At 74.1% G+C, this 15,607-nt stretch carries 14 protein-coding genes; 6 read left to right on the plus strand and 8 right to left on the minus strand.

Annotation, left to right across the window (positions count from 1 at the left end; genetic code table 11):
* Positions 1 to 275: 275 nt before the first annotated feature.
* Positions 276 to 1,061, minus strand: a complete 786-nt coding sequence (locus tag RVR_RS13755; protein ID WP_202234132.1) for a VOC family protein — start codon at positions 1,059 to 1,061, stop codon at positions 276 to 278.
* A 300-nt stretch (positions 1,062 to 1,361) separates the two neighbouring features.
* Here RVR_RS13755 and RVR_RS13760 point away from each other — a divergent pair, with 300 nt between their 5' ends.
* Together RVR_RS13760 and RVR_RS13765 are read left to right on the plus strand one after the other, a co-directional pair.
* Positions 1,362 to 2,009: a TetR family transcriptional regulator gene (locus tag RVR_RS13760; protein WP_202234133.1), complete on the plus strand. Its 648-nt coding sequence runs from the start codon at positions 1,362 to 1,364 to the stop codon at positions 2,007 to 2,009.
* Between the two features lie 436 nt (positions 2,010 to 2,445).
* On the plus strand, positions 2,446 to 3,618 hold the full coding sequence (locus tag RVR_RS13765; protein WP_202234134.1) for a flavin-containing monooxygenase: 1,173 nt from the start codon (positions 2,446 to 2,448) through the stop codon (positions 3,616 to 3,618).
* Between the two features lie 96 nt (positions 3,619 to 3,714).
* Here the strand turns inward: RVR_RS13765 and RVR_RS13770 are convergent, their stop codons facing one another.
* Entirely contained in the window at positions 3,715 to 5,064 is a 1,350-nt protein-coding gene (locus RVR_RS13770; protein ID WP_202234135.1) for an MFS transporter, read from the minus strand.
* Between the two features lie 71 nt (positions 5,065 to 5,135).
* On the opposite strand from RVR_RS13770, the gene RVR_RS13775 reads away from it, so the two are divergent.
* The gene (locus RVR_RS13775; protein ID WP_202234136.1) at positions 5,136 to 6,167 is read left to right on the plus strand and encodes a GlxA family transcriptional regulator; all 1,032 of its coding nucleotides are present in this window, start codon (positions 5,136 to 5,138) and stop codon (positions 6,165 to 6,167) included.
* A 108-nt stretch (positions 6,168 to 6,275) separates the two neighbouring features.
* Here RVR_RS13775 and RVR_RS13780 read toward each other — a convergent pair whose 3' ends face one another.
* The 3 genes from RVR_RS13780 to RVR_RS13790 form a co-directional block, all read right to left on the minus strand.
* Positions 6,276 to 6,692 (minus strand): ATP-binding protein, encoded by a 417-nt coding sequence (locus RVR_RS13780; RefSeq protein WP_202234137.1) that lies wholly within the window; start codon positions 6,690 to 6,692, stop codon positions 6,276 to 6,278.
* A 358-nt stretch (positions 6,693 to 7,050) separates the two neighbouring features.
* On the minus strand, positions 7,051 to 7,560 hold the full coding sequence (locus RVR_RS13785; RefSeq protein WP_202234138.1) for an O-acetyl-ADP-ribose deacetylase: 510 nt from the start codon (positions 7,558 to 7,560) through the stop codon (positions 7,051 to 7,053).
* A gap of 216 nt (positions 7,561 to 7,776) precedes the next feature.
* The gene (locus RVR_RS13790; RefSeq protein WP_202238594.1) at positions 7,777 to 8,193 is read right to left on the minus strand and encodes an STAS domain-containing protein; all 417 of its coding nucleotides are present in this window, start codon (positions 8,191 to 8,193) and stop codon (positions 7,777 to 7,779) included.
* A 386-nt stretch (positions 8,194 to 8,579) separates the two neighbouring features.
* Here RVR_RS13790 and RVR_RS13795 point away from each other — a divergent pair, with 386 nt between their 5' ends.
* Positions 8,580 to 9,155, plus strand: a complete 576-nt coding sequence (locus RVR_RS13795; RefSeq protein ID WP_202234139.1) for a sigma-70 family RNA polymerase sigma factor — start codon at positions 8,580 to 8,582, stop codon at positions 9,153 to 9,155.
* Positions 9,152 to 10,834, plus strand: a complete 1,683-nt coding sequence (locus tag RVR_RS13800) for a hypothetical protein (RefSeq protein WP_237404723.1) — start codon at positions 9,152 to 9,154, stop codon at positions 10,832 to 10,834. The genes RVR_RS13795 and RVR_RS13800 overlap by 4 nt, the downstream gene beginning before the upstream one ends.
* Positions 10,835 to 10,927: 93 nt before the next feature.
* Here RVR_RS13800 and purU read toward each other — a convergent pair whose 3' ends face one another.
* Together purU and RVR_RS13810 are read right to left on the minus strand one after the other, a co-directional pair.
* Positions 10,928 to 11,800, minus strand: a complete 873-nt coding sequence (gene purU / locus RVR_RS13805) for a formyltetrahydrofolate deformylase (RefSeq protein ID WP_202234140.1) — start codon at positions 11,798 to 11,800, stop codon at positions 10,928 to 10,930.
* 164 nt (positions 11,801 to 11,964) lie between these two features.
* Positions 11,965 to 12,411 carry an SCO4402 family protein gene (locus tag RVR_RS13810; protein WP_202234141.1) on the minus strand — a complete coding sequence of 149 codons (447 nt, stop codon included), beginning with the start codon at positions 12,409 to 12,411 and terminating at the stop codon, positions 11,965 to 11,967.
* 160 nt (positions 12,412 to 12,571) lie between these two features.
* Here RVR_RS13810 and RVR_RS13815 point away from each other — a divergent pair, with 160 nt between their 5' ends.
* On the plus strand, positions 12,572 to 13,849 hold the full coding sequence (locus RVR_RS13815) for an ABC transporter substrate-binding protein (protein WP_202234142.1): 1,278 nt from the start codon (positions 12,572 to 12,574) through the stop codon (positions 13,847 to 13,849).
* Between the two features lie 30 nt (positions 13,850 to 13,879).
* Here RVR_RS13815 and RVR_RS13820 read toward each other — a convergent pair whose 3' ends face one another.
* Positions 13,880 to 15,445 (minus strand): hypothetical protein, encoded by a 1,566-nt coding sequence (locus RVR_RS13820; protein ID WP_202234143.1) that lies wholly within the window; start codon positions 15,443 to 15,445, stop codon positions 13,880 to 13,882.
* Positions 15,446 to 15,607 lie beyond the last annotated feature (162 nt).

Below are 15,607 nucleotides of genomic sequence, written 5' to 3' on the forward strand. Positions count from 1 at the left end.
GCCCGCGTCGTGCGCGGCCGTTCCCCGTGCTTCCCGGTCCCGTCCGGCCGGTCGCTGGCTCCCGTGCCAGGGTACGGACCCGATTCTTCCTGGGACGGGCGCCCGTTGCGAACCCAGGGCCTACGCGACACGCCCGGTGAGCGAACTCGTTATCATCCCCTTCCCTCCCTCCGGCGGCCACCCGCCGCGCCGGGGCGGGCCCGGGAAGCGGCGGCCCGGGGCCTGTCCGGCGGCTCCGGCGCCCCTACCGGCCGGGCGGGGTGGCTCGGGCGCCCCTACCGGCCGGGCGTCCCGTCCGACCGCCGCTCCAGGTCGATCACGGCGAAGCGTGCTCCCTGGTCGTCGGCGACGACGGCGGTACGGCCGTAGGGCGACTCCGCGGGCCCGGCCAGCACCTGCCCGCCGAGCCGGCGGACGGTGGCCGCCGCGTCGTCGCAGTCGCCCACCGCGAAGTAGACCTGGTACCCGGGATCCTCCTCGGGGGCGTCTCCCAGCTTCAGCCGACCGAGCGAGGGGTCCTCGGCTCCCGGCACGGACCACACCCGGTAGTCGAGGTGGACACCGTCACCGACCTGTTGGGACGCGTATCCGAACACGTCCCGGTAGAAGGCGTCGACCGCCTCCGCCTCCCGCGTGTGGTTCTCCGACCAGGCGTAGGCGCCGGGCGCGGCGACGCGTTCGAAGCCCTCGTGGCCGCCGGGCTGCCAGAGGCCGACGAAGGAGCCGCCCGGGTCGACGATCCCGGCCATGACACCGCTGTCGGCGACCGCGTCCGGCCCGAAGGCCACCTGGCCGCCGACCGCCCTGACCTTGTCGGTGGTGTCGGCCACGTCGGCCACGGCCAGGAAGACGCCCCAGGCGGTGGGCATCGACGGATCCGGCCTCGGCACCAGCGCGGCGACCTTGGCGCCGTCGCGCAACGCCATCGTGTAGTGGCCGAACTCCTCGCCCTGGTCCTGGAAGGTCCAGCCGAACAGTTCGCCGTAGAAGGCCCGGCCCGCGGCGAGGTCGGGCAGCGCCACATCGGCCCAGCACGGGGCGCCCTCGTTGAATGCCGGCATGATCCTCACCTCTCCGTCCCGTCGGTGGCCCGCGCCGTGTCCGCGACACGCTGTCGGCGCCGACCCTCATGAGTGATCTTCCCCACCACACGCACGGTGATGCGAACATGTGGTCGATTCTTCGAGTGCCCAATTCCACGGGGTCAAATCACCCATTCACCACATTACGACCTCCCGCCGTTGAGGCTCCCGAGACGGAAGAAAGCCCCGTTGAACTGGAGGTTCACCAAGTGGAAGCAGTGCCTCCCCGTTTGCACGCCGCCAAATCGCGCGCCGATCACGGGTCGGTAAACTGACGGCATGACAGGACAAGTTCGCACCGTCGACGGCCGTGTTGCGGGCCGCCGCGGGCAGGCCACGCGGCAGAAGCTGCTGGACTGCCTCGGCGAGATGCTCAGCACGTCGCCGTACCGGGATGTCAAGGTGATTGACGTCGCCCGGATGGCGGGCACCTCCCCCGCAACGTTCTATCAGTACTTCCCCGACGTCGAAGGCGCCGTCCTCGAGCTCGCCGACGAGATGGCCAAGGAAGGCGCGGGCCTGACCGAACTGGTCGCGGGCCGCTCCTGGGTCGGCAAGTCGGGCGCGCTCGCCGCGGACGAACTCGTCGACGGCTTCCTGTCCTTCTGGCGCAGGAACGACGCGATCCTGCGGGTGATCGACCTCGGCGCCGCCGAAGGCGACAAGCGCTTCAACCGGATCCGCACCCGCGTCCTCAACTCCGTGACGGGCTCGCTCACCGAGTCCATCAAGGAGCTGCAGAGCAAGGGCCGGGTCGACAAGCAGGTCAGCGCACCGGCCGTGGCGGGGTCGCTGGTGGCCATGCTCGCCGCGGTCGCCGCGCACCAGAAAGGTTTCACCGGTTCCGGCGTCAAGCAGGCCGACCTGAAGCCGAACCTGGCACTTCTGGTGCACCTCGGAGTCACCGGGAAGAAACCGCCGAAGTAGCCGGCCGCCCGACCCGCCCCGTCCGTGGGGCCGTTCGGTCCCGTACACGCCAGTCCTGCCGCAACACCACGCCCCGACGCGGGCGCCACGAGGTCTCGGGGGAGACCGCCGGCGCCCGCGTCGTCGCGTGTGCGGGGGGCACATGCACCGTCCTCCCGCTCCCTCTCTCCCGCCCGGCCGCCCGGCCGCCCGGCGAGGCACTGACGGGCGACGGGCGACAAGTGGCGCGGCGGCGCCCGGTGGCCTCCGACCGCCTCGCCCGTCGGAGGCCAAGCGACAGGCCCCGTCCCGCACATGGGCGGCGGGCGACGACCCATGCCGCTCGACCGGCATCGGGGGTTACGCTCGCACCCGCCCGTAGCAATATCTTCCGACGACCACCACTTTGCTCTCGACTCGCTCCCCACTGACGTATCCAGGCTCCAGGAGTGCTCCCATGGCCGACCCCACGACCGCCGCCACCGACCGGGTCCCCCCGCCCACCGCCGCACCCGACGCCATCGTCATCGGCGCCGGCCCCGGCGGACTGGCCGCGGCCGCGGCGATCCGGCAGCAGGGGCTGCGGCCCCTCGTGGTGGAGCGCGCGGAACAGGTGGGAGCGTCCTGGCGCGGCCACTACGACCGGCTGCACCTGCACACCACGCGGCGGCTGTCGGCCCTGCCGGGCCTGCCCATTCCGCGCCGGTACGGCCGGTGGGTGAGCAGGGACGACGTGGTGCGCTACCTCGAGGCGTACGCCGAGCACCACGAACTCGAGATCGCCACCGGCATCGAAGTGGGACGCGTGGAGCGCTCGGGCGCGGGCTGGGAACTGCCCGCGACCGGGGGCCGGGTCCTGTCCTCCGCCGTGGTCGTGGTGGCGACCGGCCACAACCACAGTCCGCACATACCCGACTGGCCGGGACGGGACACCTTCTCCGGCGATCTTCTGCACGCGGCCCGCTACCGCAACGCCGGCCCCTACACCGGCCGGGACGTGCTCGTGGTCGGCGTGGGCAACACCGGCGCGGAGATCGCCGTCGACCTGGTGGAGGGCGGCGCCGGACGGGTGCGGCTCGCGGTGCGCACGGCCCCGCACATCCTGCGCCGCTCCACGTTCGGCTGGCCGGCGCAGGCGAGCGGGATCGTCTGCCGGCGGCTGCCCACGCGGCTGGTGGACCGCATCGCGCCGTACGTCGCGAAGGCCGGGGTGCCCGACCTGTCCGCGTACGGCCTGCCGCGCCCCGCGACCGGGCTGTACTCGCGCGTGCTCGACGGCTCGATCCCGGTGCAGGACGTCGGCCTGATCGCCGCCGTCCGCTCGCGCCGGGTCGAACCCGTCGCGGCCGTCGCGGAGTTCGACGGGGACAGGGTGAGGCTCGCCGACGGCTCCGAGATCCAGCCGGAGGTGGTGGTCGCCGCGACCGGCTACCGGCGGGGCCTCGAACCGCTCGTGGGGCACCTCGGCGTGCTCGACGGCCGCGGCCGCCCGGTGGCGCACGGGGCCAGGACGCCCCCGGACGCGCCCGGGCTGTACTTCACCGGGTTCACCAATCCGATCAGCGGGATGTTCCGCGAGATGGCGATCGACGCGCGCCGCATCGCGCGCGCGGCCGCACGCGTGCGATGAGGGCTGCGCGGCCGGGGCGGGGCGGCCGGTCCCGCCGTGCTCGGCCGGACGGGTGAACTCCGCCCGAACCGGGACGAGAACGGGAGTTCGGGGTGTTCAACCGGTAACCGCCACCACGGGCGCGGCGACCGGCCGGTGGCGGACGACCAGGGACATCAGCGCGGCCACCGCGCACAACGCACCGGAGGTGTACCAGACGACGTCGTAGGAACCGAGCGCGTCACGCGCCACCCCGCCGAGGTAGGCGACCAGGGCCGCGCCGATCTGGTGCGCCGCGAGCACCCAGCCGAAGACGATCGCGCTGTTCTCGCCGTAGTGCTCACGGCACAGCGCGATGGTCGGCGGCACCGTCGCCACCCAGTCGAGGCCGTAGAACACGATGAACAGCACCATCGAGGGATGGATGGTGTCCGAGAACAGCATGGGGAGGAACATCAGCGACAGTCCGCGAAGTCCGTAGTACATCGCGAGCAACCGCCTCGGCGACAGGCGGTCGGTGAGCCATCCGGAGGCCACCGTGCCCGCGATGTCGAACACCCCGATGACGGCGAGCAGGGACGCCGCGGTCGTCACCGGGAGCCCGTGGTCGTGCGCGGCGGGCACGAAGTGGGTCTTCACCAGGCCGTTGGTCGACGCCCCGCAGATCGCGAAGGCACCGGCCAGCAGCCAGAAGGTACCGCCGCGTGCCGCGTGGAGGAGGGCCCGCAGCGCACGCCCGGCCGCGCCGGTGACCGGCGGGGGCTTGGGGACGAACTCCGCCGCACCGTAGGGCGCCACGCCGGCGTCCGCGGGATGGTCGCGCAGCAGCAGCCAGACGAAGGGCACGACGGCGAGGGCCGCGCAGGCGACCGTCGCCGCGGCGGGACGCCAGCCGTGGTGCTCGGTGATCCACGACAGAAGAGGGAGGAAGACCAGTTGGCCGGCCGCGCCGCCCGCGGTGAGGATGCCGGTGACCAGACCGCGGCGGGCGACGAACCAGCGGTTGGCGACGGTCGCGGCGAACGCGAGCGCCATCGAACCGCTGCCCAGGCCCACCAGGACGCCCCAGCACAGCACCAGTTGCCACACCTGGGTCATGCCGACGGTCAGCCCGGCGCCGAGCGCGATCGTCAGCAGCGCGCAGGCGACGACGCGCCGGATGCCGAAGCGGTCCATCAGCGCGGCGGCGAACGGCGCCGTCAGCCCGTACAGCGCGAGGTTGACGGAGACCGCGAAGCCGATCATGGCGCGCGACCAGCCGAACTCGCCGTGCAGCGGGTCGATGAGGAGTCCGGGAAGGGAGGCGAACGCGGCGGAGCCGATGATGGTCACGAAGGTGACGGCGGCGACGGCCCAGGCGCGGTGCGGGCGCGCGGGACGGCGCGGCCCGGCGCCGCCGTCGGGCGGGACGGGTACGGCGGTCTCGGCCGCGGGTGCGACCGCGGAGGTGCGGGGTGTCTGCGTCACGTCGCCCAGTCTCCGGGGCGCGTTCCGGGCGGGCGAGTGGCCCGAGGGCCATGGTGTGCAAGGATCGGGCCATGGCGGATTCCCGGGTACCCGAGCGGCTCCAGGTCTTCGGCGGCGACGGGCGGCACCGGGTGGCGGTGTTCGTGCTGGACGGCGTGATCCCGTTCGAACTCGGCATCCCGCTGCGGATCTTCGGGGCGGCCAGGAGCCGGGACCGGGAGGCGGGCGGCACGGACCTGTACGAGGTGGTGACGTGCAGCGTGCGCCCGGGCCCGGTGCGGACGGACGCCGACTTCGCCATCACGGTCGAGCACGGCGTGGAGGCGCTGGCCGAGGCGGACACGGTGGTGGTGCCCGCCTCGCACGAGATGGGCGAGGTCTACGAGGAGGGCCGGCTCGGCGCCGGACTGGTGGAGGCGTTCGCCGCGATCCGGCCGGGTGCGCGGGTGGTGTCGATCTGCACGGGATCGTTCCTGCTGGCGGCGGCGGGGCTGCTGGACGGACGGCCGGCGACCACGCACTGGAGCAGCGCGGACCACTTCCAACGGCTGTTCCCGCGGGTGCGGGTGGACCCGGACGTGCTGTACGTGGACGACGGCGACGTGCTGACCTCGGCGGGGGTGGCGGCCGGGATCGACCTGTGCCTGCACATCGTGCGGCGGGACTTCGGCACCGCTGTGGCGAACGCGGTGTCCCGCCGGACCGTGGTGCCGCCGCACCGGGAGGGCGGTCAGGCGCAGTACATCCGAAGGCCGCTGCCGGAGCCGCAGTTGGCGGGCACCGAGCGGGCCAGGTCGTGGGCGCTGGAGCGGCTGGAGCAGCCGGTGACCCTGCGGCAGCTCGCGGAGCGGGAGGCGATGAGCGTGCGGACGTTCACCCGGAGGTTCCGGGAGGAGGTGGGCATGAGCCCCGGCCAGTGGCTGACCCAGCAGCGCGTCGAGCGGGCGCGGCAGTTGCTGGAGTCGACCGACCTCGGGGTGGACCGGGTCGCGCGGGAGGCGGGGTTCGGCACCGGGGCGTCGCTGCGGCAGCACATCCAGAGCGCGCTGGGGGTGTCACCGACGGCGTACCGGCGGACGTTCCAGACCTCGGGACGCGGGTAGCCCGGGGAACCGGGGCGGCGCGGGGACCCGGCGGTCCGGGGAGCCGGCGGCACAGGCGCCGGGGGGCAGGGGGCCAGGGGCCGGCGCGTGCCGGGCGAGCGCTGGCCGTCAGGTCAGGATCGCGGCCGCCGCGCCGCGGTCCACCTCGCACCAGATCTGCTTGCCCGCGCCCTCCGGGTGCCAGCCCCAGCGGTCGGCGAGGCCGTCGACGAGTTCGAGGCCGCGACCGCCGGTCTCGTCACGGTCGGCGTGGCGCGGGGAGGGTGGAAGGACGCTGGTGTCGGCGACCTCTACGCGCACGGGGGCGGCGGGCGCGCTCGGGAAGAGCATGCGCAGCACCGCCGGGCAGCCGGTGTGCACCACCGCGTTGGTGACGAGTTCGGAGATGAGCAGCAGCAGCGTCTCGGCGACCGGCTCGTCGGCTCCTATGCCGGAGCCCACGAGCCGCGACCTCGCCCAGCGGCGGGCACGCCCGACCTCGGCCGGGTCGACCCCGACCTCGAGCTGCATCTGAAGCATCTGCACTGCTCACACCATCCGAACCGGGCGACCCGGCGCCTCGCGCCTGCCTGCCGTCACCGTATGTGACACAGGAGTCACAAAGCTTGGCCGAGCGACCGGTACTCCAACAAGCGCTTCGGGCATATTCACCCGCGACGGTGGGGGTGTACCGCATACTGTGCGGCGCGTCCGGCGCAGAGGGGCGCAGCCAGGCGCGAAACCGCTCCGGTCCGGTGGAGCGGCCCCCTCGGGAAGCCTGGTACGTACGCGCACCCGATGGAGCGTACCCGAGGAGCACCCGGACTCCACCGCGTGACAAGTCACGCCTCGGACACAACCCACTGCGGACGCTCCGTGATCGACTCCCTCTCTCCCGTTCGGCCTACCCGAAAGCCGTAAAAGCCTCATAAGCGGCATCGTCGAAGAGGACGAAGCGCACCTCGGTCACCGAGGTGGGTGTCTCGCGCACGGTGTGTACGGCGACGCGGGCGCCGTCGTCGATCGGCCAGCCGTAGACGCCCGTCGAGATGGCGGGGAAGGCCACCGTCGCGGCGCCGAGCGCGTCAGCCACGCGCAGCGACTCCCGGTAGCAGGAGGCGAGGAGCGCCGACCGGTCCTCCGCGGGGTGCCAGACCGGCCCGACCGTGTGGATGACCCAGCGCGCCGGCAGCCGCCCCGCCGTCGTGGCGACGGCCTGGCCGGTGGGCAGCCCGCGGCCGTGGTGGGACGCCCGCAGCGCTCGGCAGGCGGCCAGGATCTCGGGGCCGCCCTTGCGGTGGATGGCGCCGTCGACCCCGCCCCCGCCGAGCAGGGAGGAGTTCGCGGCGTTGACCACCGCGTCGACCGGTGCCTCGGTGATGTCGCCGCGTGCGAAGGTGAGGTGCGTCGTCATGGACCCAATCTCGGACAGGCCGACCCGGCGGTGCAACGGGGTTGTGCGGGCGGCCGGCTCGGGTCCGCCCCGGCCCGCTCGGGTCCGCCCCGGCCCGCTCGGGTCCGCCCCGGCCCGCTCTGGTCCGCCCCGGCCCGCTCTGGTCCGCTCTGGTCCGCTCGGGTCCGCTCTGGTCCGCTCGGCTTCGCTCGGGGTTCGCGTTCGCCCGGCGTCCGCTCAGGCGGACAGCGGCCGGGCGGTGTCGTCGGTGGCCGCGTCCAGGTCCGGGTAGACCTCGAAGAGCCGACGTACGCCGAGCGCGGCCAGCACCCGGTTGACGTGTGCCTCCCCGCCGTGGCCGACGCCCTGGCCGCCGGACGCCCCCGCGACCCGTGGCGGCGCGCCCTCGCCGTCCTCCCGCGGCAGCACGATCCGCAGCCGGCCCGCGCAGGACCGCATGAGCCGGCGTGCGCCGATCAGCACGCCCACCCCGCTGGAGTCGCAGAACCGCACGCCGGCGAGGTCGAGCACCACGCTGCGCCGGCCGTCCGCGACCGCTTCGTGCACCTTCTGCCGGACCGCGGGCGACGAGATCAGGTCCATCTCCCCCGCGACCGTAACCACCGCCCAGCCGTCCCGCTCGGCCTGGGTCACCAGCACCGGTACCCACCTCGCCTCGCCGTCGACTCGGATTCCTCCCGTCCTCCGACCCTATGCCCGCTCCCGGTCGCAACCCGGCCATCTTGTGGTCACACCCGGGTAACAGACCGACAGAAGCGGTCGCATGCGGTGCCAGGTTGGTGCAAAGCCGCGTGTGCCCTCGGGGGTGCCGGGTAACGTCGGACGGGCGGGCGCGGGCGCCCCGGCGTGCGGCCCGGCGCCGAGGAGCGCGGAGCCCGTGTGCGACGGCGGGACCGAGCGGGATCGAGCGGGACCGGACACGACGGGCAGGACGCGGGCAGGACACGGACACAGGCAGGGCAGGACAGGGACAGGGCACGGGCAGGGGCACGGGTCGGACGGAGCAAGGGGGCCGGGACATGGCGACACCCGCACCGCCGCGCTGGGACCGCAAGATGCAGCAGCGGCTGGCGCGCGGCGAGGAGGCGGCGCTCGGTGAGCTCTACGACCGCTACGCCTCCCTCGTCCACGGCCTGGCGCACCGCGTGACCGACGACGACACCGCCGCGGACCAGATCACCCGCGAGGTGTTCGGATACGTCTGGGAGAACCCGGACGCCTACGAACCGCGGTACGGTTCGCTGCGGTCGTGGATCGCCGCGCTCACCCAGCGCCACGCGGTGCACCGGTTGCGCCAGTACGAGCACCGCGGCCGTACCAACCCCGACGTGCTGGAGGCACGCGTGCGCGAGGCGAACACCGCGGCCCGCGCCGACTTCATCGTGACGTCCATGCCCGCGCCGCTGCGCGCGGCGCTCGAACTCGCCTACCGGGAGCGGCTGGACTACCGTGCCGCGGCGGACAACCTCGGCGTGAGCGAGGACGAGGCGCGCCGCCGGCTGCGGCTCGGCCTGCAACTGCTGTCCACCGCGATGGAGCCGGAGGACCCGCCGGAGCCGCCGTTCGACCCGAACCGCGTGCGGGGCAAGCGGTGAGCGGGCCGGTGGACCGCGACGGCGACGGGCCGCCCGACGACGCCGGCCGCGACGGGAGCGGCCCTGGCGGCGACGCCCGTGACGGCTCCGGCGGCGGGGACGGCGCGGGCCGCGGGGTCGGCGGGAACGGGCGGCCGCCGCGTGTCCCCGCCCAGCGGGACCAGCGCGACTCCCCCGACGACCTGCCCTTCGGGCTGCCGCTGCCCGGCCCCGCCGAGCCGTCCGGACCCGGCGCGCGGCCGCCGTCCGGCTCCCCGGGGGCGCCCACCGCGCCCTGGGGCGGCCCGGCGGCTCCCGCGTCCCCCGGCACCTCCGCGCCCTCCGGGACCCCCGCGCCCTCCGCGTCCTGGGCCGGGTCCGCGTACCCGCCCTTCGGTCCGGCGCGGCCGGCCGGTTCCCCCGAGGCCCCCGATCCGCCCGAGGCGGCGGACCCGGCCGGGCCCCGTCTCCCGCGCGTCAGCCCCGGAACGGCCTCGTCCATGACCAGCGTCCGCGTACCGCCGTACGACCACGCCACTCTCAAGTCACTGCTCGGCGCCTGGGCGCTGGCCGCCTGTTCGCGCGACGAGACGCTCGCGGTCGAGGTGCACCTGACCGACTGCGCGAGCTGCGCCGAGGAGGCACTGCGGCTGCGGGACGCGGTCGGGCTGCTGCACCAGGAGGACTCGCTGGACCTCGACCCGCTGCTGCGGGCGCGGGTGCTCGAAGGGTGCCTGGGCCGGCGGCCGGCGCGGATCCCGGTTCCGGAGTGGGCCGGGCCCTACGACGCGGAGACCGCCCGGTTAGACGCCCTGCTGCGCGACCTGGGCGACGGCTACTGGAACGAGCCGGTGCGCCTTCAGTGGTTCGACGGTGCCCCGGTGGTGCGGGAGTTCACCGTCCGCCAGGTCATCGCGCACCTGATCGCCGTCGACGGGCTGGTCGGCCGCGCGCTCGGGCTGCCGCAGCAGACGGTGGACACGGCGTCCGACGACGCCACCGAGCGGTACGGCCTCGACCGGCCGCGGCCGCTGAGCCTCGGGCGCGCCGCCGACGAGGTCGAGCTGCCGCGCTCGCCCGCCGAGCGGACCGCCGCGCACTGGGCCGCCCACCGGAACCTGCCGGGTGCGACGCTGCGCCTGCTGTGGCGCGGGCAGAGCCACCGCCTGGTGCGCACCGTCGCGTTCGCGGGCGAGGGGGTCGCCGGTCTTCCGGTGGACTACGGCGACTTCGAACTGCCCTTCCAGGACGCGTTCGTCGACCGCGCGTTCGCGTGCTGGACGCACGCCGCGGACATCGCCGAGGCGGTCGACTACCCCCTATACGACAAGCCCGCCACGGGCCACCTGCGGCGGATGATCGGGCTGACCGCGGGCAAGCTGCCCGGGGTGCTCGCCGCGCGGCGCAGGGCCGGGCTGGCGGTGTCGCCGGCTCGGCTGGTGGCCGCGGGGTCGCCGGGGCGTTCGCTCAGGCTGGAGATCGAGGGCGACGGTGGCGGCGAGTGGCTGCTCCCGCTCGACTCGCCGGGCGCGGTCGCCTCACCCGACCACCAGGTGGCGCACGTGGCCATGGACAGCCTGGAGTTCTGCCAGCTCGCCACGGGCCGCGTGGTGCCGGAGCGGGTGGCGGCGGGCGCGGTCGGCGACCGTGAGGCCGTCCGGGACGTGCTCTACGCGACGGCGTCGCTGTCGCGCATGTGACGAGGAGCCCCGCGGCGCCCCGCCGGAGCGGCCCCGGGGCTCCCGCCGGACAGGCCCGGACAGGGCCCGGGCCGGGACAGGCCCGGACAGGGCCTAGCCGAAGACCACGGTCCGGCGGCCGTTGAGGAGCACCCGGTGCTCGCTGTGCCACTTCACCGCGCGGGCCAGCGCCTGGCACTCCACGTCCCGGCCGATCGCGACCAGTTGCTCCGGGGTGACCTCGTGGCCGACCCGCTCGACTTCCTGCTCGATGATCGGGCCCTCGTCGAGGTCGGCCGTCACGTAGTGGGCGGTCGCGCCGATGAGCTTCACACCGCGGTCGTGGGCCTGGTGGTAGGGCTTGGCGCCCTTGAAGCTCGGCAGGAAGGAGTGGTGGATGTTGATGATCCGGCCGGACAGCTTCCGGCACAGGTCGTCGGAGAGGACCTGCATGTAGCGGGCGAGCACGACCAGCTCGACGCCCTGCTCCGCCACTATCTCCAGCAGCCGCGCCTCGGCGTCCGCCTTGGTGTCCTTGGTGACGGGGATGTGGTGGAAGGGCACCTGGTACGACTCGACCAGGGCGCGGAACTCGGTGTGGTTGGAGACCACGGCGGCGATCTCCACCGGCACCGCGCTGGTGCTGGCGCGGAAGAGCAGGTCGTTGAGGCAGTGCCCGAACCTGCTCACCATCAGCACGACCCGCATCCGCTCCGCGGACGGGTGGATGCGCCAGTCCATGTGGTACGCGTCACCCACGGCCGCGAAGCTCGCCCGCAGCTTGTCGGCGGTCACCTCGTCGCCGGCGGAGAAGTGCACCCGCATGAAGAACAGCCCGGTGCCCTGGTCGCCGAACTGCTGGCTGTCGACGATGTTGCAACCGGTCATGAAGAGGTAGCTGGAGACCGCGTGCACGATGCCCTGCTTGTCGGGGCACGACAGCGTGAGGACGTACTGCGGCGGCTGCTGCGACGGCTGGTCGGTCACGGCACAAGCGTGGCACAACCGGGCCGCCCGCGGGGGTGGTGTCCGCAACACGGACCTGATCGCCGTTCCGGCGCGGAGGCCGGCCGCCGGCGCCCGGGGCGCGCGACCGCGCCGCCGAGGTCACGCCGCCGCACGGTCGGGGTCGTGCCGCCGCGCCCCCGGGGTCACGCCGTCCGGTTGTAGATCGCCAGCACCTCCAGCGAGCGCGGCGCCGCGTCGGGGTCCTCACCGTCGGCGGACGCCATCCGCACGTGCGCCTCGCGCGCCGCGGTGACCGCCTCGGGCCAGGCCGGGTGGTCGAGGTAGGCGACCGCCGGGGCGTCCGCGCCCACCTGGTGCAGGATCTTCAGCACCCGCAGCACCGCGACGTCCACGAGCGCCGCCTCCTGGGCGTCGCGGAAGATCGTGCCCACGTACTTCTCGGCCGACCAGTTGTCCAGCCACGTGTCCTCGACCAGGCGGTAGACGGCGTCGGTGACGTCGCCGTATCCCTCGCGTCCGGTCCGCCAGACCTCCATCTGGAAGACGGGGTCGCTGATCATGTGCAGCGCGGAGCGCACGTTGCTGCGCCAGCGCCACCACGGCATGTCGTTGAGGGGCATGCCACCCATCGTGGAGGAGTGGCGGCCGCGACGGGAAGACTTCTCCGAACCTTGCACAGCGCACGATCGTACGCACCCGCCCGGCGGCACCCGTAATTCACCGGAAGGTGACCGGGCGTTGGTGTCCGATAAGCCGCCTGTTGGGACGGAAGGGGAATCTTCCAGTGATATGACTGACCGCCGCAGGGGCGCGCTCCGGCGTGCCGCCGTCCCACTGCTCGCCGTGTCCGCGCTGGTCGGCGGGTGCGGCGTCCTCCCAGGCGGCTCGGGGGGCTCGCCGGGACCGATCGTGGTGATGACCTGGGCGCCGGTGGGCACCGATGCCACCAACATGCCGGGGATGCTCGGCATGGCCAAGGCCGTGGAGAGCTACGTCAACGACCAGGGCGGGCTGCACGGCCGCAAGCTCAAGGTGCTCACCTGCAACGAGCGCAACGACGCGGTCGCGGTCACCGACTGCGCGAAGCAGGCGGCCGACGCGGGAGCGGTCGCCGTCGTCGGGTCCTACAGCGAGGAGGGCAGCAGCTTCGTCTCGGCGCTGGAGGGCGACGACATCCCCTACATCGGCGGGTACGGGATCACCGAGGACGAGTACCAGAGCCTGATGTCGTTCCCGGTCAACGGCGGGCTGCCGGCGCTGCTGGCCGGCAGCGGGCTGCAACTCGCGCGCAGTTGCAGGAAGGTGGCCCTGGTCCGGCCGGACTCGATCACCGGGGACCAGTTCCCGATCTTCCTCGACCAGGGGCTCCGGGAGGCGGGCAAGCACCCCGTCGAGGACATCCTCACCAAGGACGACTCGACCGACTACACCTCCGTCGCGACCACGGCGGTCGGCGACGACAAGGCGTCCACCTGCGTCTCCGCGGTCCTCGGCGACCACACCGGCACCTTCTTCGACTCCCTGCGCCGGGTCGGCGACGTGCGGCCGAAGGTGCAGCTGTCCTCGGTGATCGGCAGCGTCCAGCAGTCGGTGGTGGACGCCAGCGGCGGCGCCAAGAGCCCGCTGGAGGGCGCGCGGATCGCCGACTGGTACCCGCCGGCCTCGGACCCGAAGTGGGACGAGATGAAGTCGGTGATCACCAGGTACGCCTTCGGCGACGACACGATCGACGTCGCCGACCCCGGGGTGCAGACGACGTGGATCGCCTATGACGTCTTCACCGAGGTGGTGCGCGCGATGGCCGACGGGACGGACATCGACGCGGACAGCGTGCGGCGGGCGATGGACTCCACCACGAAGCTGTCCACCGGCGGCCTGACCCCCGACCTCGGCTGGACCGACGCGGACCTGCTGGGGGTCCCGGACCACCCGCGGATGGTCAACGCGGACATCGTGTACCAGCAGGTGCGCGGGGGCCGCCTCGTGCAGGAGCAGCCGGGCTTCGTGAACGTGACGAAGACCCTCAAGCCGTCGTCGTACGCCCCGCTGAAGCCCGACGGGACGTAGCGGCCGGCGGCCGGCTCCGGTCGCGGCGCCTCAGAGCTGGGTGTACTGGCGCTGGGTGAGGTCGTACTTGCTGGCGATCGCGTTCCACAGCTTGACCGCCTTCTTCTTCTCGGCGGTCGCGGTGCCGCTCTCACGGTCCCCGGCCTGCGTCTCGGTGGTGTTCTTGGCGTGGCCGCCGTGGCAGACCTTCTGGTTCTTCTGCGCCTGGCCGGCCCAGTTCGCGTAGTGGGTGTCAGCGGCCGACGACGCCTGCCACGCCTTGGTCAGCGCGGTGCTGAGCGCATCGTGGTCGGGAAGGTCGTCCAGGGAGAGCTTCGCGAGCTGCGTGACCTGGGACTTGCGCTGGCCGGCGGCGGCGTTCAGGTCGCTCGCGGCGCCGGGCAGGTTGCTGCAGGTCCTGATCGACGCGACCGCGCTGACCACGGAACTGCGGCTGGCGTCGCTGTTGTTGAGCAGCGAGTCCAGTGCGGACGCCTGCTGCTGCGCCTGGGCGTCCGCGGTGTCCGTGGCGCCGGGCTGGGCGCCCGCCGAGGCGCCGGTCGACGGGGTGGCGCTGGAGGAGTCGGCCACCGTGCCGGTGTTGCCGCCCCCGCCGCCGGAGTTGAGCAGCGCGCCGACCACCAGGCCGGCCACCACGCACCCGGCGACCACGATGCCGATCAGCGCCTTCGGCGACAGGCCGCGCCTGCGCTCACCGCCGTCGTCGTAGCCGTAGGGCCGGTCGGCGCCGTAGCCGGGGTCCTGCGGGCCGCCGGCGGGGCCCTGCGGCTGCTGCCCGTAGGGCCGGGCGGGCTGGCGGCGGTCCGGCGGCTGGATGATGTGCGGCCGCATGGGCGCCGGGCTCGGCACGTCCTGCCGGAAGAGGTGGTCGTAGTCGCTGTCGTGCCCCGGGCCGGAGCCGGGCGGCGGCTCCTCCTCGAAGCCGCCGTACTGGCCGGGCTGTCCGGGCTGTCCGGGCTGTCCGGGCTGTCCGGCGAGCTGCTCCTGGCCGCCGTACGACGGGCCGCCGGCGTTCGGGTACTGCTCGTAGCCGCCGGGCTGCTCGTACGGCGCCTGGCCGTACCCCTGCTGGTCGTAGCCGGCCTGCTGGTCGTAGCCGGCGGTCTGCTGGCCGTAAGCGCCGCCCTGGTCCTGGTGGTCCTGGAAGAAGGGCAGGGCCTGCGTCGCGTCGGCCGGGCCGGGGTCGGCTATGTGCGCGGCCGCCGGGGCGTGCTGGGGCGGCAGGGCCGGCGGTGCCTGCTGCGGAAGGGGCGGCAACTGCGGCGCGGGCGCGCCGCCGGGGTAGGGCGGCAGCATCTGCGTGGCGTCGGCCGGCTCCACGGCACCCGGGCCGGGGGGCATCGGCGCGGGGCCCGACCCGGCCGCGGGCAGGCCGAGCGGGTCGCCGCCGGGGTAGGGCGGCAGCATCTGCGTGGCGTCGGCCGGCTCGACGGCACCCGGCGGGACGCCGCCCTGTCCGTCGGGCGAGCCCCAGGGGGTGCCGCCGGCCGGCTGGACGTGCTCGCCGTACTGGAGCGGCGGCTGCTGCCGACCTGCGGGCAGTACGACGCCCCGGTACGCATCGGGCGAATCCTCGCCGCGTCCGCTGCTGTGCATCGCCGCCCACTCCTGACTCTGGCCTACCGTGCAAACCGTCGGCCAACGCTACCGGGTCCCGCCGAGCGACGCCCACGCACCTGAACGGGTGAGCGTCACCTCACACTTGGCCGGCGGCGCGGCCGGTGGTGACGCGGGCGGGCTCGGCGGGCCTGCGCAGCG

Origin of the sequence: Streptomyces sp. SN-593 (assembly GCF_016756395.1) — a bacterium.
GTDB classification, from domain to species: Bacteria; Actinomycetota; Actinomycetes; order Streptomycetales; family Streptomycetaceae; genus Actinacidiphila; species Actinacidiphila reveromycinica.